We start from the raw sequence: 26,736 nt of genomic DNA, 5'->3' as shown, positions 1-26,736 counted from the left end.
AGGTGAGAGACTCCGGCGGGAGGTAGCGGTAGACTTGAGACCCCGCAGTGAAGCGAGGAGGCACAAGCACCGCCCCGCGGAAAGCGAACACCTGAAACGAAAAGGAAACAGGGAGTTAATACGAATTTTTATAAATAAAACAAAAAAGTTGGTGACCATATATGAATGTGATAAAGGTTCTAGGCCTTGGTGCAGGTGACTTCGAACAGCTTCCAATGGGAGTCTACAAGCAATTAATGAAGACGGAACACCTTTACCTCCGCACAAAAGAACACCCCGTAATCGCGGAACTAGAGAAAGAAGGGCTCGTCTACCAGTCGTTCGATGCAATCTACGAACAGGAGGGCGAATTCGGCACGGTATATGAAAGAATTGCAGAAGAGCTACTAGCGCATAGTGAACAACAAGAAATCGTCTATGCGGTACCAGGGCATCCGCTGGTGGCGGAAAAAACAGTACAGATCCTGTTGGATAAAGAAAGGGAAGGAATCATCAAGCTCGATATAAAAGGAGGGCAAAGCTTCCTAGATCCGATGTTCACAGCCGTGGGGCTCGACCCGATCGATGGCTTTCAGTTCCACGATGCAACCGCACTCGTGAAGGATGCAATCGAACCTACTCAGGCGATGATATTTTGTCAGGTGTACGACGCCTTCATTGCATCAGAAGTGAAGCTCACCTTAATGGAGCTACTGCCTGATGACTATCCAGTAACAATTGTAACGGCAGCGGGATCTTCCATGGAGCAGATCACAGAGGTACCTTTGTATGAATTGGATCGTGTGGCAGAGATCAACAATCTAACGAGCGTATATGTTCCTGCTGTGAATGAGGAGGAACTTCTTTATAAACAGTTTTCCTCCTTCCGCAAGACCATTGCGATATTAAGAGGTCCAGGCGGCTGCCCATGGGATCAGAAACAGACCCACGAATCCTTGAAAAAGTATCTGATAGAGGAAGCCTATGAGCTGCTGGATGCCATTGATGAGGAGGACACGGATGGAATCATCGAGGAGCTTGGGGATGTTCTACTGCAGGTGATGCTCCATGCCCAGATCGGGGAGGATGAAGGTTACTTCAGCATAGAGGATGTAATCGAAGGGATCAATGAAAAGATGATCCGCAGACACCCCCATGTCTTTGCTGACACTTCAGTGGAAGATGCAGATGAGGTCGTCACCAATTGGGAAGCGATTAAAGCCGAGGAAAAAGGCGAAAGGGCTGAGCAGTCCATTCTCGATTCGGTTGCAAAAGGGCTTCCTAATTTGACAAAAGCATATCAATACCAGAAAAAAGCCGGCAAGGTCGGGTTTGACTGGGACGATGTGGCGCCAATGTGGGAAAAGGTGAAGGAAGAAATACAGGAGCTGCAGGAAGAGCTGGCACTGGATCCAACTTCGGAGCGTGTAGCAGCAGAACTTGGGGACGTGCTTTTTGCACTCGTCAACATTGCAAGATACTATAAAATCGATCCGGAAGAAGCGGTGGGCCTAACCAACCGGAAATTTTACCGCAGGTTTACATTTATTGAAAAAAAGGTAAAGGAATTAGGGCAACCAATCGAGAATCTTTCATTAGAGCAATTGGATGAAATCTGGGAAGAAGCTAAAAAGAACGGGTTATAATATAGGGGGAGAAAGACCATGCGTTTAGATAAATTTTTGAAAGTATCGAGAATCATCAAGCGTCGCACACTCGCAAAAGAAGTGGCTGAACAGGGCAGAATTTATATTAACGACGTTCAGGCTAAAGCGAGCAGCAATGTGAAAGCGGGAGATGAGCTGAAAATACATTTCGGCCAGAAAATTGTGACTGCATCAGTGGATAACATTCAGGAAAATGCCAAAAAAGAAGAAGCTGCCATGATGTACACAATCGTGAAAGAAGAAAGAGTGGAACAAACAGAAGAGTAGACGGCAGGCTTGTTCTAAAAATTCATCCTTCTCATATATATGTACTATCTTCAAGTAATGAATAGGTGAGGGATGAATATGAATCAATACTATGATCCAAATCAAGGAAATAAGCAGACTGTCCAAGAGCAAGACATCGTAATGAGAAGCCGCAGAATGTTGGATATCTCAGGTGTAAAGCAAGTGGAAAGTTTCGATAATGAAGAGTTTTTGCTGGAAACTGTCATGGGTTTTCTATCTGTAAGAGGACAAAATCTCCAGATGAAAAACCTTGATGTGGAAAAGGGCGTCGTCTCGATCAAAGGAAAGATCATGGAAATCATTTATCTGGACGATCAACAGGCGGAGAAAGCTAAAGGGTTCTTTAGTAAGTTGTTCAAATGACACTAAGCATCCAGCTTTATACAATGCTTGCCATGATCGGTGTGGGGGCATGGCTAGGAGCGTCCATCGATACGTATGGGCGTTTTCTGAAGCGGGAAAAAAGAGCCAAATGGATAGTCTTCATTCACGATATCCTTTTTTGGCTCTTGCAAGGCCTTATTACTTTCTATGTCCTGCTGCTAGTCAATGAAGGTGAGCTTCGTTTCTATATCCTCATCGCACTCGTGTGTGGCTTTGCAGCCTACCAGAGCATATTCCGTTACTTCTACTTAAGTTTGCTTGAAACTATCATTCAACTTGTAATCAGTTTATACCGTTTCCTGGAAAAACTTGTGCGTATGCTTGTCATCAAGCCTATTCAACTATTGGTACAAGCCCTTATCATTATTTTGCTAGGCATTTGGAAGTTCGTCCATTCCACATTGCGTGTTCTACTACTTGTGGTTTGGAGGATTGTCAAAATTTGTGCATTACCCTTTAAGTGGATTGGTATGCTAATATGGAAGCTGGTCCCAAACGTTGTAAAAAAATATTTACACATACTTTTCAAAAAACTTGAAGGATTTTTTACACTAGTAAAGAATAGGAAACATAGTATAATGAATAGAGTAAAGAACTTTTGGAAAAAGCGCTAGGAGAGGAATGATAAGATGAGCGCGGCAAGAGATGAAAAGGTATCAAAAATCCATTCCGATTATTCCAAACAAAAACAGGACCAGCAGTTAAAGCAGCAGAAAAGACGCCGTGGACTTTATCGCCGTTTATCATTATTCTTTTGTTTAGCATTAGTTTTTGGAATACTAATGGGGAAAACACTCTTAGATCAACGTGCTATTCTCCAGGAGAAAGAGGATAGAAAAGAAGTCGTCGAACAAGAGCTGGCCAAATTGGAAAAAGAACAGCAGCGTTTAGAAGAGGAAATTGTAAAACTGAACGATGATGATTATATTGCGAAAATCGCACGTAGGGATTATTTCATGTCAGAAGATGATGAAATCATCTTCAATATACCAGACGATTCGTCATCAGATTAGTCGTCATATTGACACCTCAATTTTGCTCTAGGTATAATGGTAGGTAAAGTGATTTATTTTTATGATTTTAAGGAGGAGCATTTTTTTTATGTCAATCGAAGTAGGCAGCAAGTTACAGGGTAAGGTAACAGGTATAACTAATTTTGGCGCGTTCGTTGAGTTGCCAGGAGGATCAACTGGTCTTGTTCACATTAGTGAAGTAGCAGACAACTATGTGAAGGATATTAACGACCATCTAAAAGTTGGTGATGCAGTAGAGGTGAAAGTGATTAACGTGGAGAAGGATGGCAAAATCGGTCTATCCATTAAAAAGGCAAGCGACACTTATCGTGAGCCACAACCACGTTCTGCTGCACCGTCACAACGTCCGAATAACAGCCAACAACGCTCTAATCAACGACCACCAAGAGGGAAAAGAGAAGAATTCCGTCCAAAGGAAAACTTTGAGCAAAAAATGGCAAGGTTCTTGAAGGATAGTGAAGATCGTTTAACTACCCTGAAGCGTAGCACGGAATCAAAACGTGGAGGTCGTGGAGCAAGTAGAAAGTAACTTGCTGCTGAAAATCTCATATATAAAAACTTAACGTTTGAACACGCCCTGAATCTTTGAGGGGCGTGTTTTTTTGAAAAGATAAGAAAGTATAAAATCCTGTTGATTTCCGTTCCAGGCGCTTCGCTTGCCTGCGGGCGGTCCGTGAGCCTCCTCACTACGTTGCGGGGTCTCACCTGTCCCTTCCTCCCGCGGGCGTCTGCGCGCCTTCCACTTCAATCAACAAGATGACTTCATTAACCTTAAGGATTTTTGTAGAGGTATGGTATTTACCTGAGTTAACTGTAAAAGCAATAACGTTTCGTTCTAATTATCTAGAGCTGTTGATTGGAGCAAAAGGCGAAGACTCCTGAGGGAGATAGTGCTTGGTGGAGACCCCGCAGGCGGAGCCGAGGAGGCTCCAGCAGCGCCCCTAGGAAAGCGAAGCCATTTGCGGAAATCAACAGCGGAGCATAACCAAGTAACTAAAACGGGCCGGCGGTTTTTGCCAGATTTTTCTTATTGATTTCAGCAAATACAAAAAAGCTGCCACAGAATCAGGTTTTATCCTGAAGCTGTGACAGCTTTTATATTATGACCCATACGGGATTCGAACCCGTGTTACCGCCGTGAAAGGGCGGTGTCTTAACCGCTTGACCAATGGGCCTTATAAAGTTGGTAGCGGCGGAGGGAGTCGAACCCACGACCTCACGGGTATGAACCGTACGCTCTAGCCAGCTGAGCTACACCGCCAAAATTATAAAGTATTTCATATAGGATTCACAGGCACCGTTGTTACTGGTCCGTGTCTCTTCCTCTGCAAGTTAATTCAGGGAAGTGAATCTGTAGGGACAACTCGTAGTAAATTCGTGGAAGTATCGCTCGTCGCTACACCGCCAAATTTACATATCCCTCACAAGACACAAGAGTTATCATACTAACTTATCAAACATATGTCAACACATTTTAAAAATGTAAGAAAAATTAGAACATTATCTTCGGTATTACCTTTTGAATTTACAAAAACTGATGAAAGCGCATGGCAAATGCGATGATTTCATGACAGCTTTTACCTCTTTTCCTTGTAATAAGTCGAACTTTTCTTCTGTTCAGAGGGGTTCGTTTGACAAATCTTTTCCTTTTCAGCTTGTATAATGACCCCAATAGATAAAATATGGGAGTGGATATCATGCAGGGACTAGAAAGGGATATGGGGGAACCGGTTTCCAACGTTCAGTTGGGAAAACTCAGAAGAACGATCATGAAATCGATGCATTCAACTAAGACAAAGCTCACCACGATACTTTTTCACCAGGGATTTCTTTTGGTCTTTATCGGATTTTTGCTAGGACGAGCTCTGATCCTGAATGAGATTACACCTTTTGCATTACCGTTTTTCGCAGCTGTGTATTTTATGAAAAAGAAACGTGCAGGTCTCACATTAATTGCTTTAATGGTCGGATCGGCAACCATTTCAGCTTTAACGGCGGTGTACGTTCTAGGCGGGATGATACTATTTGTCCTTCTTTTCAAATGGGCGCGGTCACTAAAAATAGAGCCACTCAAATCTATACCGTTCCTGGTATTTGCATCAGCCTTCCTTTCTAAAACGACCATGATCTACTTTACAACAGGTATTGTAACCTATGATTGGCTGATGATTGGTGTGGAGGCAGGGCTAGGGTTCATCCTCACACTTATCTTCTTTCAGAGTCTTCCGCTTATAACCATGAGAAAAAAGAGACAAGCCTTCAAAACGGAAGAAATTATCTGTCTCATTATCCTATTTGCATCTGTACTGACCGGTACCATAGGTTGGACAGCTTATGATCTCTCTATTGAACATATATTATCTCGATATCTGGTGCTGATCTTCGCATTTGTGGCTGGGGCCACCATTGGGTCGACCGTCGGAGTGGTGACAGGGCTTATATTAAGCTTGGCAACTGTATCCAATTTATACCAGATGAGCCTACTGGCATTTGCTGGTCTGTTAGGAGGTCTGCTGCGGGAAGGGAACAAGCTTGGCGTATCGGTGGGACTGCTTCTAGGCACATTACTAATTGGCATTTATGGGGAGGGGATGACGCTACTTGTACCTACCATTATGGAATCTCTGGTAGCTGTTGCTATTTTTTTACTGACACCGCAAAAAGCGATATCCAACCTGGCTAAATCCATTCCCGGAACAGCTGAGTACACAGCGGAGCAACAGCAATACATGAGGAAGGTCCGTGATGTCACGGCAAATAGGGTGGAACAATTTTCACACGTTTTCCAGGCGCTCTCTAATAGCTTCTCGAAGTTTCAGTTTGAACATTCCAATACAGAACAGGAAGTCGATCTTTTCTTAAGTAATGTTACAGAGAAGACGTGTCAAAATTGCTTTAAGAAAGAGCAGTGCTGGACACAGAATTTCCAGAAAACCTATGATTATATGACTCATTTAATGGAGGATACAGAGGAAGGGACCATTAGCCTGAACGTCAAACTACAGAAGGAGTGGGATCGCCATTGCGTCAAATCCGAAAAAGTGAAGACGGTTATCAAAAACGAGCTAGCCCAGTTCCACGCGAGTGAAAAGTTGAAAAAACAATTAATGGAGAGTAGGAGGTTGGTAGCTGATCAATTAATGGGTGTTTCCCAGGTGATGGAGGATTTTGCAAAAGAGATTCAGCGAGAGAGGGAGAATCATTATGTCCAGGAAGATCAGATTCTGGACGCCCTCCAAGCATTCGGGATTGAAATAGAACAAGTGGAAATATACAGCGTTGAGCAGGGGAATGTTGATATTGAAATGACGGTTCCATACTGCGAAGGGCGTGGAGAGTGCGAGAAGCTCATTGCCCCAATGCTTTCAGATATATTGCACGAGAATATTATTGTGAAAAAGGAGGAATGCAATGCAGATAACAATGGATATTGTCATGTATCTTTTGGCTCTGCGAAAGCATTTGTTGTGAACACTGGTGTTGCACATGCAGCAAAAGGAGGAGGCCTGATTTCGGGAGATAGCTATTCTACCATAGAGCTGGGGCATGGGAAATATGCCATCGCCATCAGTGATGGAATGGGGAATGGAGAGCGTGCGCACTATGAAAGCAAAGAAACCTTAAAGTTGCTTCAAGAGATTCTTCAGTCTGGGATAAAGGAGAAGGTGGCCATCAAGTCGGTCAATTCGGTTCTATCATTAAGGACCACAGATGAGATATTTACGACGCTTGATCTTGCGATGATCGATCTTCAAGATGCCTCAGCAAAATTTTTAAAGGTCGGTTCGACTCCAAGTTTTGTGAAACGGGGAGATAAAGTTATCAAAATTGAAGCCAGTAACCTACCAATGGGAATCATTCAAGAGTTCGATGTGGACGTCGTTAGTGCCCAGTTGAAAGCTGGAGATTTGCTGATTATGATGAGCGACGGAATTTTTGAAGGGCCTAAACATGTAGAGAACTATGATTTATGGATGAAGCGAAAAGTATCCGAAATCAGGACGGACGATCCGCAGGAAATAGCAGATATCATTATGGAGGAGGTTATCAGAACAAGATCAGGACAAATCCAGGACGATATGACAATAGTAGTTGCAAAAATAGAAAGAAACATTCCGAAATGGGCAGCCATCCCTGCCTATAACTATTTATCCAAAAACCAAATGATGAAGGAGGCGCTTTAAGTGTTGACAATCTTAGCTAAAGTTGTATCTGGAGTGATGAAAGGATTGGGGGTTCCTCGTGTGATGAAGGTGGAGTTGCAGGAAAGGAAGCAAGTAGCAGTAGTGGCAGGAATCGAGGAAGCAGGAATGCTACGCAATCAAGTTGGAGTAGTGAGAGGGATCCATTCGGACAGGGTTACTATTGGGAAAAATAATGTGCCAGTAAGGACTGACGAGTACACACAGATGAAGAAACGAAGAAATCAGCAGGTCGTGAAGCCCATTGAATTGCTGTCAGAACTGAAGTTTGTTCTATCTCTTCTCGTCAAAAAGGAAGTAGCGGAAGTGAATACATCCTAGAAGATAAATTGAAAGCAGAGGGTATAAAATAAGCTCGTCTCGTCCATGATGGCTAATGTAAATTATACGCATTAGGAGGGGACGAAACGTGTATAAAGGGACGTTGAAACAGATTCTATTAATTACGGATGGATGCTCGAATTCAGGGGATGATCCAATTGCCATGGCGGCCCTTGCCAAAGAGCAGGGAATTACGGTGAATGTAATCGGTGTGATGGATGAGGATACGATAGATGAGAGAGGGATGCAAGAGATAGAGGGGATCGCAATGTCTGGTGGCGGAGTCAGTCAGATTGTGTATGCAAAGAACTTATCTCAAACAGTCCAGATGGTGACCAGAAAAGCGATGACCCAAACTTTACAGGGGGTTATAAATAAGGAGCTTCAACAGATCTTGGGATCGGACACTTCCATGGAAGACCTTCCACCGGAAAAACGCGGGGAAGTGATGGAAGTTGTCGATGAACTGGGTGAAACGGTTTCCCTGCAGGTGCTGATTCTCGTGGATACAAGCGCAAGCATGAAGTCCAAACTTCCTACGGTGAAGGAAGCGTTATTGGACCTGGCGCTGAGCTTGAATGCAAGAATCGGTGATAACCAGTTTTCAGCCTTTGTTTTCCCGGGAAAACGACAAGAAGTGGAAAAAATCCTGGATTGGACACCAAAACTGGAATCGCTGTCCAGCATCTTTCCAAAACTATCGACAGGTGGGATAACACCGACCGGTCCTGCTATCCAAGAAGCCATTCCTTATTTTAAAGAAACGCGTAACCTGAGGAGCTTGATTTCCGATGATGAACAATACTATGAAGAATCCGGTAGGTAACCTGCCACAAGGGACGACCATTATCGGAAAATGGCATAAAGGGAGCTACACCATTGTCAGAATGCTCGGGTACGGTGCGACGGGGTATGTATATTTAACGAGGAGTTCCAAGGGCTTAGCTGCATTGAAAATAAGCGAAAACAGCATGTCCATCACTTCCGAGGTAAATGTACTGCGTCATTTTTCAAAGGTCCGAGGGTTCTCCCTGGGGCCTTCTTTGTTAGATGTGGACGATTGGGAGCAGGGAAAAGGAAAACAGACTTTTTCCTTTTATGTCATGGAATACCTAGAAGGCGAGTCCCTTCTCTCTTTTGTCCAGAAAAGAGGGATGGAGTGGGCGGGGATCCTGATTCTCCAATTACTGACCGATTTAGAGACCTTGCATAAAGAGGGATGGGTGTTTGGGGATCTGAAACCGGACAATTTAATCGTAACGGCAACCCCTCCCAAAGTTCGTCTCGTGGACGTCGGCGGTACGACACTTAATGGTCGTGCAATTAAGGAATTCACGGAGTTTTTTGACAGGGGATACTGGGGGCTTGGGTCAAGGAAGGCCGAGGCCTCTTACGACCTTTTCTCAGTGGCAATGATCATGATTCATATCTGCTATCCCAAGCAGTTCCAAAAGAGTGGAGATGGAGGGCTGAAACAACTATCGGTTTATATCGATAGAAACAGCTGGCTCAAAGGATATGAAGGTGTCCTGACAAGCGCGCTTTCAGGTAACTACCACTCCGCCGGAGAAATGAAAAAAGGGATGTTGTCTGTCATGAGCCAACGGAATCCAACAACTTCTCGCCATAAGGTCCAGCATTCCAATACCAACAGGACAATGAGTTCCACTCCACCAAAATCAAGCAGGAGAACGAAAGCAGGTGGAAGTGCTCCAGTGAAGTCCACGCCACAAAGGTCCTCAAGCAATGGATGGATGGAGACGGCTGTTCTATTATCTGTCATCCTGGTTGCCTACTTCTTCTATTTATATGGGCAAGTAACCTGAAACTTAGCGTTTTACCGTGATGATGAGGGGTATATAGCAGTATGGATGTTTTTGCTAACAGATTTATAAGCATCTATTTTTGCAGGAGAACATATCAAATGGTAGGATAAAATAGAAATTATACGCGTAGATTAAAGGAATGGGTAAACTGTATGTGGGAAACTGTCTCGACTTTCATAGATAAATATGACATGTTGCCAAACAATTCGATTGTGGTGGTTGGCGTTAGTGGTGGAGCAGATTCCATGGGTTTGCTTCATTATTTGAATTCCATCAAGGACGCCAAGAGCATAAAACTTGTAGTTGCTCATGTCGATCATATGTTCCGTGGGAAGGAATCCGAAGAAGATATGAATTTTGTCAAGCAACAATGTGAAAGAAGGAACCTGCTATTTGAAGCCCAACAAATCGATGTGGCAGCGTACCAAAGAGAAAAAAAGCTCAGTCCTCAAGTCGCAGCAAGAGAATGCCGTTATGCCTTTTATGAAAGGGTAATGGTGAAGCACGGTGCAGGAGTATTGGCACTTGGTCACCATGCAGATGATCAGGTGGAAACAATCCTGATGAGACTTGGAAGAGGGGCATCCATGGTGGGGTATTCCGGTATCCTTCCTAAACGGTCAACTGAAAATGGAATGATTGTCCGTCCGTTGCTGTCTATTACCAAGGAGGATATCATGGAGTATTTAAAGCACCATGAGGTTCCATTTAGGCATGACCCAAGTAATGACAAGGACGCATACCGAAGAAACCGGTTGCGGCATCATGTCCTACCTTTACTGAAGGAGGAATTCCCCGGACTTCATGAGAAGTTCCAGGCCTTCAGTGAGCAGTTACAGGAGAATGAACAATACATAGAGGCATTAGTAGAAAAGGAATGGAATAACGTTATTAGAAGCAAAACGAAAGATAGAGTGGTATTGAGTAGAAAACCGTTGCTTTTCATGGCTAAACCTTTACAAAGGCGTGGGATTCAACTAATATTAAACTATCTCTATAATAATGAAATTCCTCCATCTCTTTCCTCTATACATATTGATAATTTATTATCCTTATTGGAAAGTGAACACCCTTCTGGAAGGCTGCATTTCCCTAATGGCTTACAGGTTATCAGATCCTATAATGAATGCACATTGACATTTGACAAGGATGGGATTGATAATGCCTACAAGTATACACTTGAAGTCCCAGGCAATGTGACGCTGCCAACAGATGATATCATCACAAGCGAGATTTGGACACACTATAAACAAACAGATGTCAAAGAGAATCAAGCTGTAATTGATTTATCCAAGGTTGCGCTTCCGCTTCATGCGAGAACCCGTTTGGACGGAGATCGTATAAAACTGAAGGGGACGAACGGCTCCAAAAAAATTAAAAGCATCTTCATAGAAGGCAAAATACCAATACAGCAACGAAATACATGGCCTTTGATTGTGGATTCCGCAAATAAGATTTTATGGATGCCCATGCTTAAACGTTCCACTTTTGAAGCAACAGAGGAAACGATGGGTCCTGTTTTAGTATTAACCTGCAAGACGAGTCAAAAAGTTTGGGAGGCAACAACGAAATGAACAAAGATATCGAAAAAGTACTCTTTAGCGAAGAAGAGCTTCAAGTAAAAGTAAGAAAACTGGGTGCGCAATTAACAGAGGACTACAGTGATCGTTTTCCTTTGGCAATCGGAGTGCTGAAGGGTGCAATGCCATTCATGGGCGACCTTATTAAACGTATGGATACATATTTGGAAATGGATTTCATGGATGTTTCAAGCTATGGAAATTCCACCGTTTCCTCAGGAGAAGTGAAAATCCTGAAGGATCTGGACACTTCCGTTGAAGGAAGAGACATACTGATCATCGAGGACATTATCGACAGCGGCTTGACTCTAAGCTATCTGGTGGAACTGTTCCGGTACCGCAAAGCCAAGTCCATTAAAATTGTCACTTTACTTGATAAACCAAGTGGAAGAAAAGCGGATATTAAAGCTGACTATGTCGGGTTCATCGTACCGGATGAGTTCGTTGTAGGATACGGCCTTGATTACGCTGAAAAATATCGTAACCTTCCGTATATCGGAGTATTGAAACCAGAAATTTATTCTAACGTAGAAGAATAAGCTAACCCGATACGATACAGTTTCCTTGAATTGGATTAATTTACTATGTTACTATTGGTTTAGTTTGGCTATCGTGGGAGGAGGTAAGGGATGAACAGAATATTTCGTAATACAATCTTTTATTTATTAATATTTTTAGTGGTCATCGGTGTTGTAAGTTTTTTCAATAGCCCTGACACGAGCGAAAAACCGATCACTTATAATACATTCATCCAGAATCTTGAGGAAAATAAGGTGAAAGAATTCACCATCCAGCCAACGCGTTCTGTCTATGAGGCGCGTGGTAAATTGGAAGGTGCAACTGAAGGCGAAACATTTGTAACGGTGTTCCCTAACAGTGCGAGTGCTCTAGAGCGCGTGGAAAACATTGCAGAAGAACAAAACATTCAAATGACAGTTGACCCTGCGGAAGAAACGAGCGGTTGGGTAACCTTCTTTACTTCCATCATTCCTTTTGTCATTATCTTTATCTTATTCTTCTTCTTACTTAATCAAGCGCAAGGCGGCGGAAGTCGTGTGATGAACTTTGGTAAGAGTAAGGCGAAGCTATACAGTGAAGAGAAGAAAAAGGTTAAATTCACAGATGTTGCCGGTGCGGATGAGGAAAAGCAGGAGCTTGTCGAGGTAGTGGAATTCTTGAAGGATCCACGCAAATTCTCCGAGCTTGGTGCACGTATTCCTAAAGGGGTACTTCTTGTAGGACCTCCAGGTACAGGTAAAACATTACTTGCAAGAGCTGTTGCAGGAGAAGCTGGCGTACCATTCTTCTCTATCAGTGGTTCTGACTTTGTGGAAATGTTCGTCGGGGTTGGTGCATCACGTGTACGTGACCTATTCGAAAACGCGAAGAAAAATGCACCATGTATCATCTTCATTGATGAAATTGATGCAGTAGGTCGTCAACGTGGAGCCGGTTTAGGTGGTGGCCACGATGAGCGTGAGCAGACCTTGAATCAATTGCTTGTTGAAATGGATGGTTTCGGTGCAAATGAAGGTATCATTATGATTGCAGCGACGAATAGACCGGATATTCTTGACCCGGCATTACTAAGACCTGGTCGTTTTGACCGTCAAATAACGGTAGATCGTCCAGACTTAAAAGGACGTGAAGCGGTACTTAAAGTACATGCTAGAAACAAGCCTTTAAACGATAATATCAATATGAAGACAATCGCGATGCGAACACCGGGATTCTCTGGAGCTGATTTAGAGAACCTCCTTAACGAGGCGGCACTTGTTGCAGCTAGAAATGATAAAAAGAGCATCGACATGTTTGATATCGATGAAGCAATTGATCGCGTCATTGCTGGACCTGCCAAGAAGAGCAGAGTTATCTCTCAAAAAGAACGCAATATCGTCGCATACCATGAAGCAGGCCATACGATTATTGGGGTAGTCCTTGATGAAGCGGATATGGTCCATAAAGTAACGATTGTACCTCGTGGTCAAGCTGGCGGATATGCAGTTATGCTTCCGAGAGAAGATCGCTACTTTATGACAAAACCTGAATTGCTAGATAAAATTACAGGTCTTCTTGGAGGGCGTGTAGCGGAGGAAATTACCTTTGGTGAAGCAAGTACTGGAGCACACAATGACTTCCAACGCGCTACAGGAATCGCCAGAAAAATGGTAACAGAATACGGTATGAGCGAAAAGCTTGGGCCGTTGCAGTTTGGTCAAGCTTCAGGCGGGCAAGTCTTCCTTGGTCGTGATATTCAAAATGAACAAAACTACAGTGATGCGATTGCCCATGACATTGATTTGGAAATCCAACGCTTTATTAAAGAAAGTTATGCTCGTGCAAAACAGATTCTTACAGAAAACCGTGACAAACTTGAGCTTGTAGCCCAAACTTTATTAGAGGTTGAAACACTTGATGCAGATCAAATCAAGAGCCTTTATGAAAAAGGGAAGCTTCCGGAACTTCCAGTGAAAACGGACGGTGGGGATGATGTAAAAGTGAACATCAGCTCTAAGAAAGAAGCAGACAAAACCGAATCTACGGATGACAATAAGACTGAATAAGCAAAAAGATGCCTGGATTTAGACTCAGGCATCTTTTTTGTGATTAAGGTTCTTGTAATAACTGTTGATTTCCGTTCCAGGCGCCGCTTCGGGAACCTCTTTGGTAAGCCTGGAGGACACTGGAAAACTATTATAGTTTGTGTGTTTTCCAGCAGTTGATTGGAGCAAATTGCGTAGACTCCTGCGGGGGAGTAGCGAAAATCTTGAGACCCCGCAACGAAGCGAGGAGGCTCAAGGTCGCCCCGCGGAAAGCGAACCCCGGAACGGAAAGAAACAGGGAGTAAATCCGAATACTAATATTTTGTCGAATCATGATTTCCCAAGGAATAATTATTTCTATTGGGTTAGTTAGGTTACCATATAGTATAATGAAACTAATTTTAATACATAGTGGGGGATATAAATGTTATTTGTGTTGGATGTTGGGAATACCAATACCGTAATCGGTGTATATGAAGGAGAAGAACTAAAGCATCATTGGCGAGTGGAAACTAGCCGCAACAAGACCGAAGACGAATTCGGAATGATTTTCAAATCATTACTTGAACATGTGGGCTTAAGCTTCAAAGACTTTGAAGGAATTATCATCTCTTCCGTAGTACCACCTATCATGTTCTCTCTCGAGAGAATGTGCCAAAAATATTTTCACTTAAAACCGCTGATTGTCGGACCTGGAATTAAAACAGGCTTGAATATAAAATACGAAAACCCGAGAGAAGTGGGAGCGGACAGAATCGTCAACGCGGTTGCGGGTATCCATTTATACGGAAGTCCATTGGTGATTGTCGATTTTGGTACTGCAACGACGTATTGCTATATTAATGAACACAAGCAGTACATGGGTGGAGCGATTGCCCCTGGAATTAGCATATCCACGGAGGCGCTCTATTCAAGAGCATCAAAGCTTCCAAGAATTGAAATAGCGCGTCCGGATGATGTTATCGGGAAGAATACAGTCAGTGCGATGCAGGCTGGTATTCTTTTTGGGTATGTTGGCCAAGTGGAGGGCATCGTAAATCGTATGAAAAAGCAAAGCGATGTGACCCCAAAGGTTATCGCAACAGGAGGACTCGCTGCGCTTATAGGGAACGAATCAGATGTCATAGATATTGTAGATCCTTTCTTGACGTTGAAGGGGCTGCATTTAATTTACATGAAAAATACTAAAGAGGATTGAACCGTGAAAGGGGCTAACTAACATGTCAGACTATCTCGTAAGAGCTTTAGCTTTTGAAGGGCAAGTACGTGCATATGGAATCAGAACTACAGATACAGTAGGGGAGGCGCAAAGACGCCATCAAACATGGCCGACCGCTTCTGCTGCGTTGGGCCGGGCAATGACCGCATCCGTTATGCTAGGAGCAATGTTGAAAGGTGAAAATAAACTGACAGTTAAAATTGAAGGCGGTGGACCAATCGGAGCAATCCTTGTCGATAGCAATGCAAAGGGACAAGTACGAGGCTATGTGACAAATCCACAAACGCATTTTGATCTTAACCAGCACGGGAAACTGGATGTAGCGCGGGCGGTTGGGACAAACGGAACGCTTTCCGTTGTTAAGGACTTAGGATTAAAAGAGCACTTTTCAGGACAAACAGAGTTGGTATCAGGAGAGCTTGGAGAGGACTTTACATACTATCTCGTATCCTCTGAGCAGATCCCATCTTCAGTAGGAGTGGGAGTACTTGTCAATCCTGATAACACCATCCTGGCAGCAGGTGGCTTTATTATTCAGCTTTTACCAGGCACTTCAGAAGAAACGATTACTGTTATTGAAGATAAAATAAACAATATGACTCCTGTTTCCAAGCTGATTGAAAAAGGGCTGACTCCAGAGGAACTTTTGACAGAAATCCTTGGAGAGGGAAACATTAAGTTCCTGGACACGATGCCTATCGAGTTCAAGTGTACATGCTCCAAAGAACGCTTTGAACAAGCCATCATCTCATTGGGAGAAAAGGATATTACGGAAATTATCGAGGAGGACGGGCAGGCAGAAACGCACTGTCATTTCTGTAACGCTAAGTATATGTTCAGTAAAGTGGAACTGGAAGCTATGAGGGAGCAAGTAAGGGGCTAGGGGGCACATATGAACCAAAAACGGAGATTAAAGCAGAAGTGGGTATGGAATATCATTTTTGGTCTTGTGATAATTAACTGCCTCACATTAGCTGTGGTAGTGAAACAAACCTTTTCCCTGAAAGAGGCGGCGGACGCAAGCGCTTTTGTAAATGGGCAGGCGAACATTGTCGCAACAGTAGGGGATACAGTCATTACAAGAAAAGATATGTTGGAGGAACTAGAAGGAATGTATGGCCAGGAAATGCTCACGAAAATGGTTAATAAAGAGGTCGTCAAACAGATTGCTGAAAAATATAAAGTAACCGTTTCTGAGCAGTCCGTGGATCGAGAATGGAAAATGATCAAAACCATGTATAGCCGATCTCCATTGCATGCCAACTCTTCTGAGGAGCTGGTCAAAGAGCAGATTCGCTCGAGCCTGCTACTTGAAGAACTGCTTGTAAAGGATGTGGCAATTCCTGAGACAGAGCTTGAAAGCTTTTATCAAGAAAATAAACAGCTTTATACTATTGAGGATGCTTTTCATCTTTCCCATATCATATTAGAAACCAAGAAAGAAGCTGACGCTGTAGTCAAGGAATTGGAGGAAGGCTCCAACTTCACCTCTCTTGCCATGGAAGTGTCTACTGATGAGTTGACGGCCAATCAAGGAGGAGACCTCGGTTTTCTTACACATGAAACCCAAGTCTATCCACCGGCCTATATGACAGAGGCTGCAAAGTTGAAGGAAAAATCTTGGAGTGAACCCTTTTCTGTGGATGGAAAGTATGCGGTAATCTATCTACATGAAAAAATGGACGGAGTTACTTATTCCTTTGAGGATGTAAAAGATCAAATTCGCAGACACTTGGCTATGGAACATATGGACGGTTCTGTAGATGCTTCGATTTTCTGGGATGAGGTCGGAGTGGATTGGAACCTCCCAACTGCACAATAGGTCGAACCGAATAAATTGACAATTCAGATTTAATGGTGTTAAATGGGATTAATCCGACAAAAACACTAAGTTTTAAAGACAGGGGGAAAAATAATGGTACGAGTAGCAAATTCTATTGATGAGTTAGTAGGGAAAACTCCCGTCGTAAAGCTGAATCGAATTGTAGAAGAAGGTATGGCTGATGTGTACCTTAAGCTTGAATTCATGAATCCAGGTAGTAGCGTTAAGGACCGTATTGCGCTAGCGATGATTGATGCCGCTATTGAAGATGGCAAACTGAAAGAAGGCGACACGATTATCGAACCGACAAGTGGGAACACCGGTATCGGTCTAGCGATGATAGCTGCAGCCAAAGGGTTGAAGGCGGTTCTGGTCATGCCGGAAACGATGAGTTTGGAACGAAGAAACCTTCTTAGAGCGTATGGAGCGAAACTTGTGCTGACACCTGGGCCTGAAGGAATGGGTGGCGCAATCCGGAAAGCGGAAGAACTGGCAAAGGAAAAAGGTCTATTTATGCCACAACAGTTCAACAACCCCGCAAATCCTGAAATTCATAGAAGAACGACAGGAAAAGAGATTGTAGAACAGTTTGGCGACGGTTTGGATGCTTTTGTATCAGGTATCGGAACAGGCGGCACCATTACTGGTGCGGGTGAAATTTTAAGAGAAACGTACCCCGGCATCAAAATTGTAGCAGTGGAGCCTGCAGATTCCCCGGTACTATCCGGTGGAAAGCCCGGACCGCATAAGATTCAGGGAATCGGAGCCGGATTTATTCCATCCATCTTGGATACAAAAATCTATGATCAGGTTATTACGGTGAAAAATGAAGAAGCGTTTGAGTATGCAAGACTTGCGGCAAAGCAGGAGGGAATACTTGGCGGTATTTCATCAGGGGCTGCCATTTCGGCTGCTCTGCAAGTGGCAAAGGAGCTTGGAAAAGGCAAAAAGGTCCTTGCGGTCATACCAAGTAACGGGGAACGCTATTTGAGCACGCCATTATATCAATTTGAAGAATAGGTTACCTTAAGGGGAAACAGTCTGTTGAGCTGTTTCCCTTTTCTTATGTTGGTTACCTGAAACGCACCGCTGGTGATTTCCGCACTGGGCTTCGCTTTCCTCGGGGCACTTAGGGAGCCTCCTCGGCAAGCCTGGTGGCCACTGAAAAAGTACTTAATTCTAGGTTTTGGTTAAACACCGCTGTTGCTTTTCGCAAAATACTTCGCTTTCCGCGGGGCGACCTTGAGCCTCCTCGGGCTATGCCCTGCGGGGTCTCAAGATTGTCGCTACTCCCCCGCTGGAGTCTACGTCTTTTGCTCCAAGCAACAGCTAGAAATCATCAAAATCTATATTTTTTAGTTTTTTCAGTGGCCTCGGCAAGCCTGTGGGGTCTCCCCTAAGCGCTACCTCCCGAAGGAGTCTTCGCCCTGTGCTCCAATCACCAGCTAGGATACCAAATTATTTATTAGGGCGGTACTTATGTTAACGAAATTCCATACAAATCAGATGATAATGGGAACAATCTTGATACTACGTCTACACCTGTAGATTGTAGTGCAAGGTGTGAGACTCCTGCGGGGGGTTACGGTTGGTTGAGACCCCGCAACGAAGTGAGGAGGCTCAAGCATCGTCCCGCGGAAAGCGAACAACTGGAACGGAAATCTACAGGAGTTAAAGGAACAACCAATGCCTGTCCATCCATCCCAAAAATCAAATCAGTTTTTTATCGTGCATCCCTACATAAATTTCATGTAATATAAAGGTAGTATGCAATTTAGGAGCGTGACAGCAAGAATGCAAAAGGTACCTGTAGGTCTTAAGATAAAGTTGGATGAGAATCAGTGGTTTACCCGATATAAAACACTTGCTAAGGACAAGCCGTATCATGTCCTGTTAGAGAGCGGACGTGGTGGGAAATTTCACATTATCGGTCTGGATCCTGTAGCATCGGTTCAAGGTAAAGGCGAAGAACTGCAAGTAGATTATCTGGATGGAAAAAAGGAAAAGAGAACAGGAAATCCGCTTTTGTTATTGCAGGAAATTATCTCTGAACGGTCCATCGGGAAATTACCCGGCTTTCCTGATTTCACAGGTGGAGCAATTGGCTATTTGACATATGACTGTGTCCGCTACATCGAGCGAATTCCCGAATTCGCTGAAGATGACCTCGCGTTGCCAGACCTGTATTTCTTATTGTTTGATGATGTGTTCGTTTATGACAAAGAAGAGAAAATGCTCTTTTTAATCTCTCATTCGCTTGAAGGGGAGGAAGAGTCGGCCAAGGAACGTCTGCAGCAATATCGCGAGCAATGGACAAGTCCAAACGAGGAAGCTATCTATCCATACAATCCAGAAAAACTAGCCATGTCCGAAAGGGAAGTTTCTTTTACAGAAGCGGACTTTATGGAAGCGGTAAAGAAAGTCCAATCATATATTGCTCAAGGTGATGTATTCCAGGTGAACCTTTCTGTCAGACAGGCGGAACCGCTCAAGACCCACCCTATGGAGATTTATACTGCGCTAAGAGAAATCAACCCGTCCCCATACATGGGGTACCTTCAGTTCCCGGACTTCCAGCTGGTCAGCGGTTCCCCGGAACTTTTGGTAAAGAAAAAAGGCAATATAGTGAGTACGCGACCAATTGCTGGTACAAGGTCTCGCGGCATGACAGATGAAGAGGACCGTAAGCTTGCCCAAGAGCTGATCGATAATGAAAAAGAGCGAGCGGAGCATGTGATGCTTGTGGACCTTGAGCGGAACGACCTCGGCCGGGTCTGCAAGTACGGCACGGTTGAAGTGAATGAATTCATGGCCATTGAAAAGTATTCACATGTGATGCATATCGTTTCAAATGTGCAAGGGGTCCTGGCTGAGAACAAAAATATTTCCGATATCATCGATGCGACCTTCCCGGGCGGCACCATTACAGGAGCGCCAAAAGTAAGGACGATGCAAATCATTGAAGAGCTTGAGCCGGTCAGGCGTTCTGTATATACTGGTTCCATAGGGTGGATTGGTTATGATGGGGAAATGGAACTGAACATCTCCATCAGGACGATGATTGCCAAAGGCGGTATGGCCTATGTTCAGGCTGGTGCCGGAGTGGTCATTGATTCCGTGCCGAATCGGGAATACAAGGAATCGCTGAAGAAAGCCGCGGCCCTATGGAAAGCAAAAGAGCTGAGTGAAGAGGAGCAAAAAAAACGAGCAGAGGTGAGAGTATGATTTTGATGATTGATAACTATGATTCATTTACGTACAACTTGGTGCAATATTTAGGGGAGCTTGGAGAGGAATTGATGGTAAAACGAAACGATGAAATTACCATTGAAGAAATCGAAGCGCTCAATCCCGAGTTTTTAATGATATCTCCCGGTCCTTGTTCACCTAATGAGGCGGGAATTAGCTTAGATGTAATCAGGTACTTTGCAGGAAAGAAACCAATCTTCGGGGTATGCCTTGGACACCAGTCCATCGCCCAGGTATTCGGAGGGGACGTCGTGCAGGCAGAAAGACTGATGCATGGTAAAACGTCCGAAATGCACCATGATGAGAAAACGATTTTTAAAACATTGGAGAATCCCTTTGTGGCAACGAGGTACCATTCCTTGATTGTAAAGAAGGAAACGTTGCCGGATTGCTTTGAGATCACTGCTTGGACGGATCAGGATGAAATCATGGCTATCCGCCACAAAGAGCTGCCGATCGAAGGGGTGCAATTCCATCCGGAATCCATCATGACTTCAGTAGGTAAAGAGCTGTTACGGAACTTTATTGATACCTACTCTTTGAAAAAGGTGTAGCATGATTGTCTATAAGGATGGAAGCTGGCAGCCGATAGAGGAAACGAACGTCTCGGTCATGGATCATGGCTTTCTATATGGAGTGGGACTGTTTGAAACGTTCCGTACGTATAATGGTATGCCCTTTTTGTTCCACGATCACCTGATCCGCTTAAGAAAAGGGTTGGAGTCAGTCTATATCGATTGGCATGAATCAGATGAGTATCTGGAGGGACTGGTGGAGGAGGCCTTGAAGAAAAACGAGGTGTCAGATGGGGTAATCCGTCTGAATGTCACAGCGGGCATTAGCAACTGGGGACTTCCGACTGAGACTTACCATACCCCGTCCCTGCTTTTATTTACAAGGCCGGTTCCGCAAATGGCAATTGAAAGCAAGGGTGCGGTGTTTTTGGAGCGTAGGCGGAACACCCCTGAAGGTGACACGAGATTGAAGTCGCATCACTATTTGAATAATCTTTTAGGTAAAAGGGAGCTTGGAGCTAGAACGGAAGTAGAGGGAATCTTTCTTACACAGGAAGGCTATGTGGCAGAGGGGCTTGTCTCCAATATTTTCTGGATAAAAGGAGACACCATCTATACCCCAAGTATTTCGACGGGAATTTTGAACGGGGTAACACGGAAGTTCATCCTGCATCTAAGTTCACTCATTGGGCTAGAGGTACAAGAAGGTATGTTTACTCCGGAAGATCTTCTTCACGGGAATGAGGTCTTCATCACGAATTCGACCCAAGAAATAGTACGGATCGATCGGCTGGATGGCAAAGCTTTTCCAGAGGTGGAATCCTCCTGGCTCTCCTGTCTGAAGGGTTTATATAAAAAGAGTACAGAGCAGCAGCTGTTGTCCTATCAACAAGTAAAGAAGGTTGAAGTGAAAAATGGGAAATACGAACTTATATCAGACTAAGCTGACATGTGGACCATATGAATTGGCACTAGGGGAAAAAACCTTGATCATGGGGATCTTGAATGCCACGCCAGATTCTTTTTCAGATGGTGGCAAGTACAATGAGGTGGAACGGGCAGTCATGCGTGCCAAGGAATTGGTGGTGCAGGGGGCGGACATCCTTGATATCGGCGGGGAATCGACCAGGCCCGGCGCAGAAAAAGTGACTCTCGAGATGGAGCTTGAACGGGTCATTCCGGTCATACAAGCCATTTCACAAGAAGTGCAGGTTCCGATTTCCATTGACACCTACAAGGCTGAAGTTGCAAGGCAGGCAATGCAGGCAGGTGCTCATATCATCAATGATGTATGGGGGGCAAAAGCGGATCCTGACATGTCCGCAGTTGCAGCCGAACTTCAAGTACCGATTATCCTCATGCAAAACAGGAAAGAACGGAACTACCAACAATTGATCCCGGATATGATTAGTGACTTGTTCGAGAGCATCACATTGGTAAAACGTGCCGGAGTGAAGGACGAAAACATCATCTTGGACCCTGGTATTGGGTTTGCCAAAACATTTGAAGACAATATGAAAGTGATGCAGCAGCTCGATCAGTTCCATACGCTTGGATACCCGCTTCTACTTGGCACCTCCAGAAAAAGGTTCATCGGCCATGTGTTAGATCTACCGGAGGAGGAGAGAATGGAAGGAACAGGAGCCACAATATGCCTTGGGATACAGAAAGGTTGCCAGATTGTCCGGGTGCATGATGTAAAAGAGATTGCACGTATGGCGAAGATGATGGATGCCATGCTTTCAGAGGGAGGGCTTACTTATCGATAAAATATATGTAAATCAAATGAAGTTTTATGGCTATCACGGGGTATTCCCGGAAGAAACGAAACTGGGTCAGCGGTTTTCGGTGGATCTGACAGTGGAGTTGGACCTTTCCAAAGCCGGTAAATCCGATGACCTCACACAATCCGTCAACTATGCGGATCTTTATAATACTTGTAAAAAAGTAGTCGAGGGTGAAACGCATAAGCTGGTGGAAACGGTGGCCGAGAGGATTGCAGAGGATATTTTGAATTCCTTCGAACAGATTGAACGTTGCACGGTCAAAGCGATCAAGCCGGACCCGCCTATCCCGGGACACTATGATTCTGTTGCAGTGGAGATTACAAGGGGTCGGTCATAATGAATACTGTATTTATTGCTCTGGGGTCCAACCAAGGGGACCGGGCCGGGTACCTTCATGAGGCAGTCGAGAAAATTGGCCGTCACGAACAAATCACGGTGGAACAAGAATCTTCCATCTATGAAACGGATCCTGTTGGATATACAGAACAGGATAAATTTTTGAACATGGTAATTAAAGTAAAAACGCAGTTAAGCCCTGTTGATCTATTAAAGGTGTTACAGGGGTTTGAGCATTTTTTTGGCAGAAAAAGAGAGATTCATTGGGGTCCACGAACTTTAGACCTTGACATTTTATTGTATAACCAAGAAAATATTGAAACAGAAGAGCTTAATGTTCCCCATCCGAGAATGTGGGAAAGAGCTTTTGTTTTTATTCCTTTAATTGAGATCGCTGAGAGTCAAGATCTGCCCATAGAGATAAATAGAAAAGAACTTCTTGCACAACAAGATAGAGAAGGGGTACACGTATGGAAGCCGAAAAGTGGGGAAGACGTATCCGGGCTTACCGAAAGCTGAAAGGATATACCCAAGAATCATTTGCAAAAAATCTTCATATATCGGTCTCTGTTTTAGGAGAGGTAGAACGGGGAAACCGTGTTCCTTCAGAGGAACTGATTCAGTCGATTGCACAGGAACTGAACATTACGGTTGAAGAACTCGCGCCACCGGAATTAACAAGAGAGGAGGTCAAGAACTAATGTTGCAAATTGGTGATATCACCATGAAAAACCAAGTGGTTCTGGCACCGATGGCCGGAGTATGTAATGCCGCGTTCCGTCTGACGGTAAAAGAATTCGGAGCGGGCCTTGTGTGTGCCGAGATGGTAAGTGACAAGGCGATACTCTATAAGAACGCCAAAACAATGGGCATGCTCTATATTGATGAACGTGAAAAACCACTAAGCCTGCAGATCTTCGGCGGTGAAAAAAATACACTTGTGGAAGCGGCAAAGTTTGTAGACAAAAATACAACGGCCGACATCATAGATATTAATATGGGGTGCCCGGTACCGAAAATCACGAAATGTGATGCAGGTGCAAGATGGCTGCTTGATCCTAACAAAATCTATGAGATGGTTTCAGCGGTTGTCGATGCAGTAGACAAGCCTGTTACTGTGAAAATGCGTACCGGCTGGGACGCGGAGCATATCTATGCAATAGAGAATGCCCGTGCCGTAGAACGTGCTGGTGGCCAGGCGGTTGCGGTCCATGGTCGCACAAGAGTCCAAATGTATGAAGGCCATGCAGACTGGGACATCATCAAGCAAGTGAAAGAGTCTGTGAACATCCCTGTTATCGGAAACGGTGACGTTCAAACTCCGCAGGATGCAAAAAGAATGCTCGAGGAAACGGGAGTAGACGGTGTCATGATCGGTCGAGCGGCACTCGGAAACCCTTGGATGATCTACCGTACTGTACAGTACCTGGAAACAGGTAAGCTGGTCGGGGAACCATCCATTCGTGAAAAGATGGATGTGTGTAAACTACACCTTGATCGTCTAATCGACCTTAAAGGGGAAAACGTAGCAGTACGTGAAATGCGTAAGCATGCAGCTTGGTATCTAAAGAATATCCGTGGCAACGCAAAGGTTCGTAACTCTATCAACGAATGCAATACACGTTTGGACATGGTAGGTCTGATAGACAATCTTGTTGAAGAGTCCGAGCAAAAAGAAGCAATGCATTCACAGGTGGTTTAAAGGTAAGCAAGGCGATTACCTCGTACCCCAAAAACAATATGGAACTGCCAGTAAGTTGCTACTGGCAGTTTTAGCTTTATTTATAGTTGGAAAGTCTATATGATAGATAAAAGAAAGCTGCTACATATATAAGTAGATAATCTAATAGTTGGAGTTGAATAGAATGAGTCAGGAAGAATTGAACTTGAATGACCAGTTGATGGTTAGGAGAGAAAAATTACAAAAACACCGTGACAAAGGCTTGGATCCGTTCGGAGCAAGATTTGAGCGCACAAACGATTCAAAAGAATTGATCAACCAGTATGGGGAAATCGAGAAAGAACAATTAGATGAACAGGAAATAGCTGTGACACTAGCTGGTCGTATCATGACAAAGCGCGGCAAAGGGAAAGCAGGCTTTGCGCACATCCAGGACCTTACAGGCCAAATCCAACTATACATTCGTAAGGATGCCGTTGGAGATGAGGCGTATGAAATCTTCAATACAGCAGATATCGGGGACATTGTCGGAGTATCCGGTTCTGTTTTCAAAACAAAAGTGGGAGAGCTTTCTATTAAAGTGACTTCTTTTGAACTGCTAACAAAAGCGTTGCGCCCACTTCCAGAAAAATACCACGGCCTGAAAGACGTGGAACAGCGCTACCGTCAACGCTATCTGGATTTGATTACAAACCCAGAAAGCAGAGAAACATTCATTGCGCGCTCCAGAATCATCCAATCAATGCGCCGTTACCTTGACGACAATGGCTATTTGGAAGTGGAAACGCCAATGATGCATTCCATCGCAGGAGGAGCATCTGCTCGCCCGTTCATCACACATCACAACACACTAGACATGACTTTATACATGCGTATTGCAATTGAGCTTCACCTGAAGCGCCTAATCGTCGGCGGCTTGGAAAAAGTTTATGAAATCGGCCGTGTCTTCCGTAACGAGGGTGTATCCACAAGGCATAATCCTGAGTTTACGATGATTGAACTATACGAAGCATACGCTGACTATAAAGACATCATGAGCCTGACGGAAAATCTGGTAGCTCATATTGCAAAGGAAGTATTGGGCAGCACCAAGGTCCAATATGCAGACAGTGAAATCGATCTGACACCTGAATGGAAGCGACTGCACATGGTAGACGCTGTTAAAGAAGCGACAGGCGTAGACTTCTGGCAGCAGATGACTGACGACGAAGCGCGTGCTCTTGCAAAAGAACATGGCATCCAGATCACAGAACATATGCAATTCGGTCACATTCTGAACGAATTCTTCGAGCAAAAGGTGGAAGAAACGTTAATTCAACCTACATTCATCTATGGACACCCTGTGGAAATCTCTCCACTTGCGAAGAAGAATGCAGAAGATCCACGCTTCACTGATCGGTTTGAATTGTTCATCGTGGGCCGTGAGCATGCAAATGCTTTTACAGAGCTTAACGATCCAATCGATCAAAAAGAACGTTTTGAAGCACAGCTTAAAGAAAAAGAGCAAGGAAACGACGAAGCGCATGAGATGGACCACGACTTTATTGAAGCGTTGGAGTACGGCATGCCGCCAACAGGTGGACTTGGCATCGGGATCGACCGCCTTGTGATGCTGCTGACAAACTCTCCTTCTATTAGAGACGTACTGTTATTCCCACAAATGAGACAACGTTAATTCTATAGGAGCGCCGCCCTTCTGTTTAAAGAAGGTCGGCGTTTTTCGTTTGATTTTTTCTCTATTATCAATAGTGGATCTAAAGGAATGTAGACTTCTTAAACGCACAGATTGTCACCTTTGAATAATGAGACTATTACAACATTATCGTTTCGAGAAAATAATTGAAAAAACCTATTGCCTTTGTATTCTGGCGATGGTATATTAATATTCGTTGTCACAAACGACATCACTTCTTCGAAAAAAGAAATGAAAAAAGTTGTTGACACGAAATGGAAGATTTGGTAAGATTATAAAGTCGCCTTGAGAGAGACGACAGAGTAAATGATCTTTGAAAACTAAACAAAACAACAGCGTCAAACGTTAATCCTATGGGATTAACAAATGAACGAAAAGCAAGACAAGCTAGCAAATTTTGAGCAAAAGCTCAAACTCTTTATTGGAGAGTTTGATCCTGGCTCAGGACGAACGCTGGCGGCGTGCCTAATACATGCAAGTCGAGCGGATTTCTTAAAAGCTTGCTTTTAAGAAGTCAGCGGCGGACGGGTGAGTAACACGTGGGCAACCTGCCTGTGAGACTGGGATAACTTCGGGAAACCGGAGCTAATACCGGATAATATAAGGAACC

At 44.1% G+C, this 26,736-nt stretch carries 27 protein-coding genes, 2 tRNA genes and 1 rRNA gene; 28 read left to right on the top strand and 2 right to left on the bottom strand.

Features of this window, described 5'->3' with window-relative positions:
- Positions 1-161 precede the first annotated feature (161 nt).
- The 7 genes from mazG to AB685_RS32420 all read left to right on the top strand — a co-directional run bounded on the left by mazG (position 162) and on the right by AB685_RS32420 (position 4,234).
- Positions 162-1,625: a nucleoside triphosphate pyrophosphohydrolase gene (gene mazG / locus AB685_RS20285; protein ID WP_047972409.1), complete on the top strand. Its 1,464-nt coding sequence runs from the start codon at positions 162-164 to the stop codon at positions 1,623-1,625.
- 18 nt (positions 1,626-1,643) lie between these two features.
- Complete coding sequence (locus tag AB685_RS20280; protein WP_047972408.1) at positions 1,644-1,913, top strand: RNA-binding S4 domain-containing protein; 270 nt, start codon at positions 1,644-1,646, stop codon at positions 1,911-1,913.
- Between the two features lie 78 nt (positions 1,914-1,991).
- Positions 1,992-2,297, top strand: coding sequence for a sporulation protein YabP (gene yabP / locus AB685_RS20275; RefSeq protein WP_047972407.1), 306 nt, complete (start codon positions 1,992-1,994; stop codon positions 2,295-2,297).
- The gene (gene yabQ / locus AB685_RS20270; protein ID WP_047972406.1) at positions 2,294-2,932 is read left to right on the top strand and encodes a spore cortex biosynthesis protein YabQ; all 639 of its coding nucleotides are present in this window, start codon (positions 2,294-2,296) and stop codon (positions 2,930-2,932) included. Before yabP ends, yabQ begins: the two co-directional genes overlap by 4 nt.
- 15 nt (positions 2,933-2,947) lie before the next feature.
- Entirely contained in the window at positions 2,948-3,331 is a 384-nt protein-coding gene (locus tag AB685_RS20265) for a septum formation initiator family protein (protein ID WP_047972405.1), read from the top strand.
- Between the two features lie 88 nt (positions 3,332-3,419).
- Positions 3,420-3,881, top strand: coding sequence for a S1 domain-containing RNA-binding protein (locus AB685_RS20260; RefSeq protein WP_047972404.1), 462 nt, complete (start codon positions 3,420-3,422; stop codon positions 3,879-3,881).
- 227 nt (positions 3,882-4,108) lie between these two features.
- On the top strand, positions 4,109-4,234 hold the full coding sequence (locus tag AB685_RS32420; RefSeq protein WP_277814300.1) for a hypothetical protein: 126 nt from the start codon (positions 4,109-4,111) through the stop codon (positions 4,232-4,234).
- Positions 4,235-4,455: 221 nt separating this feature from the next.
- Here AB685_RS32420 and AB685_RS20255 read toward each other — a convergent pair.
- Positions 4,456-4,527 (bottom strand) — tRNA-Glu (locus tag AB685_RS20255).
- Positions 4,528-4,536: 9 nt separating this feature from the next.
- Positions 4,537-4,613: transfer RNA gene (locus AB685_RS20250), tRNA-Met, on the bottom strand.
- A 436-nt stretch (positions 4,614-5,049) separates the two neighbouring features.
- Between AB685_RS20250 and spoIIE the strand changes: the two genes are divergently transcribed.
- The 21 genes from spoIIE to AB685_RS20145 all read left to right on the top strand — a co-directional run.
- Entirely contained in the window at positions 5,050-7,536 is a 2,487-nt protein-coding gene (gene spoIIE, locus AB685_RS20245) for a stage II sporulation protein E (protein ID WP_047972403.1), read from the top strand.
- Positions 7,537-7,875 (top strand): hypothetical protein, encoded by a 339-nt coding sequence (locus AB685_RS20240; RefSeq protein WP_047972402.1) that lies wholly within the window; start codon positions 7,537-7,539, stop codon positions 7,873-7,875. It begins immediately after the preceding gene.
- Positions 7,876-7,963: 88 nt separating this feature from the next.
- Complete coding sequence (locus tag AB685_RS20235; RefSeq protein WP_047972401.1) at positions 7,964-8,701, top strand: VWA domain-containing protein; 738 nt, start codon at positions 7,964-7,966, stop codon at positions 8,699-8,701.
- Complete coding sequence (locus tag AB685_RS20230; protein ID WP_047972400.1) at positions 8,667-9,701, top strand: serine/threonine-protein kinase; 1,035 nt, start codon at positions 8,667-8,669, stop codon at positions 9,699-9,701. Before AB685_RS20235 ends, AB685_RS20230 begins: the two co-directional genes overlap by 35 nt.
- 152 nt (positions 9,702-9,853) lie before the next feature.
- Positions 9,854-11,275, top strand: coding sequence for a tRNA lysidine(34) synthetase TilS (gene tilS / locus AB685_RS20225; protein WP_047972399.1), 1,422 nt, complete (start codon positions 9,854-9,856; stop codon positions 11,273-11,275).
- Positions 11,272-11,820 carry a hypoxanthine phosphoribosyltransferase gene (gene hpt / locus AB685_RS20220; protein ID WP_047972398.1) on the top strand — a complete coding sequence of 183 codons (549 nt, stop codon included), beginning with the start codon at positions 11,272-11,274 and terminating at the stop codon, positions 11,818-11,820. The genes tilS and hpt overlap by 4 nt, the downstream gene beginning before the upstream one ends.
- Before the next feature lie 90 nt (positions 11,821-11,910).
- Positions 11,911-13,845: an ATP-dependent zinc metalloprotease FtsH gene (ftsH, locus tag AB685_RS20215; protein ID WP_047972397.1), complete on the top strand. Its 1,935-nt coding sequence runs from the start codon at positions 11,911-11,913 to the stop codon at positions 13,843-13,845.
- A 403-nt stretch (positions 13,846-14,248) separates the two neighbouring features.
- Complete coding sequence (locus AB685_RS20210) at positions 14,249-15,022, top strand: type III pantothenate kinase (RefSeq protein ID WP_047972396.1); 774 nt, start codon at positions 14,249-14,251, stop codon at positions 15,020-15,022.
- 22 nt (positions 15,023-15,044) lie between these two features.
- Positions 15,045-15,926, top strand: a complete 882-nt coding sequence (gene hslO / locus AB685_RS20205) for an Hsp33 family molecular chaperone HslO (RefSeq protein ID WP_047972395.1) — start codon at positions 15,045-15,047, stop codon at positions 15,924-15,926.
- A gap of 9 nt (positions 15,927-15,935) precedes the next feature.
- Positions 15,936-16,865, top strand: a complete 930-nt coding sequence (locus AB685_RS20200) for a peptidyl-prolyl cis-trans isomerase (protein WP_047972394.1) — start codon at positions 15,936-15,938, stop codon at positions 16,863-16,865.
- Positions 16,866-16,958: 93 nt separating this feature from the next.
- Complete coding sequence (gene cysK / locus AB685_RS20195; RefSeq protein ID WP_047972393.1) at positions 16,959-17,885, top strand: cysteine synthase A; 927 nt, start codon at positions 16,959-16,961, stop codon at positions 17,883-17,885.
- Between the two features lie 774 nt (positions 17,886-18,659).
- Positions 18,660-20,090, top strand: coding sequence for an anthranilate synthase component I family protein (locus tag AB685_RS20190; RefSeq protein WP_082153713.1), 1,431 nt, complete (start codon positions 18,660-18,662; stop codon positions 20,088-20,090).
- Positions 20,087-20,668, top strand: coding sequence for an aminodeoxychorismate/anthranilate synthase component II (gene pabA / locus AB685_RS20185; protein ID WP_047972391.1), 582 nt, complete (start codon positions 20,087-20,089; stop codon positions 20,666-20,668). The genes AB685_RS20190 and pabA overlap by 4 nt, the downstream gene beginning before the upstream one ends.
- A gap of 1 nt (position 20,669) precedes the next feature.
- A complete protein-coding gene (gene pabC, locus AB685_RS20180; RefSeq protein ID WP_047972390.1) occupies positions 20,670-21,572 on the top strand; it encodes an aminodeoxychorismate lyase in 903 nt (300 codons plus the stop codon).
- Entirely contained in the window at positions 21,544-22,398 is an 855-nt protein-coding gene (folP, locus tag AB685_RS20175) for a dihydropteroate synthase (protein WP_047972389.1), read from the top strand. Before pabC ends, folP begins: the two co-directional genes overlap by 29 nt.
- Entirely contained in the window at positions 22,391-22,753 is a 363-nt protein-coding gene (folB, locus tag AB685_RS20170; RefSeq protein WP_047972437.1) for a dihydroneopterin aldolase, read from the top strand. Before folP ends, folB begins: the two co-directional genes overlap by 8 nt.
- Positions 22,750-23,271, top strand: a complete 522-nt coding sequence (folK, locus tag AB685_RS20165; protein WP_047972388.1) for a 2-amino-4-hydroxy-6-hydroxymethyldihydropteridine diphosphokinase — start codon at positions 22,750-22,752, stop codon at positions 23,269-23,271. Before folB ends, folK begins: the two co-directional genes overlap by 4 nt.
- A complete protein-coding gene (locus AB685_RS20160) occupies positions 23,223-23,453 on the top strand; it encodes a helix-turn-helix transcriptional regulator (protein ID WP_047972387.1) in 231 nt (76 codons plus the stop codon). Before folK ends, AB685_RS20160 begins: the two co-directional genes overlap by 49 nt.
- Complete coding sequence (gene dusB / locus AB685_RS20155; protein WP_047972386.1) at positions 23,453-24,454, top strand: tRNA dihydrouridine synthase DusB; 1,002 nt, start codon at positions 23,453-23,455, stop codon at positions 24,452-24,454. The genes AB685_RS20160 and dusB overlap by 1 nt, the downstream gene beginning before the upstream one ends.
- A gap of 163 nt (positions 24,455-24,617) precedes the next feature.
- Positions 24,618-26,108 carry a lysine--tRNA ligase gene (gene lysS, locus AB685_RS20150; RefSeq protein ID WP_047972385.1) on the top strand — a complete coding sequence of 497 codons (1,491 nt, stop codon included), beginning with the start codon at positions 24,618-24,620 and terminating at the stop codon, positions 26,106-26,108.
- 436 nt (positions 26,109-26,544) lie between these two features.
- Positions 26,545-26,736 (top strand): 16S ribosomal RNA (locus tag AB685_RS20145); the annotation flags it as partial.

Source organism: Bacillus sp. LL01 (assembly GCF_001037965.1).
This window is presented reverse-complemented; position numbering and strand designations above follow the sequence as displayed.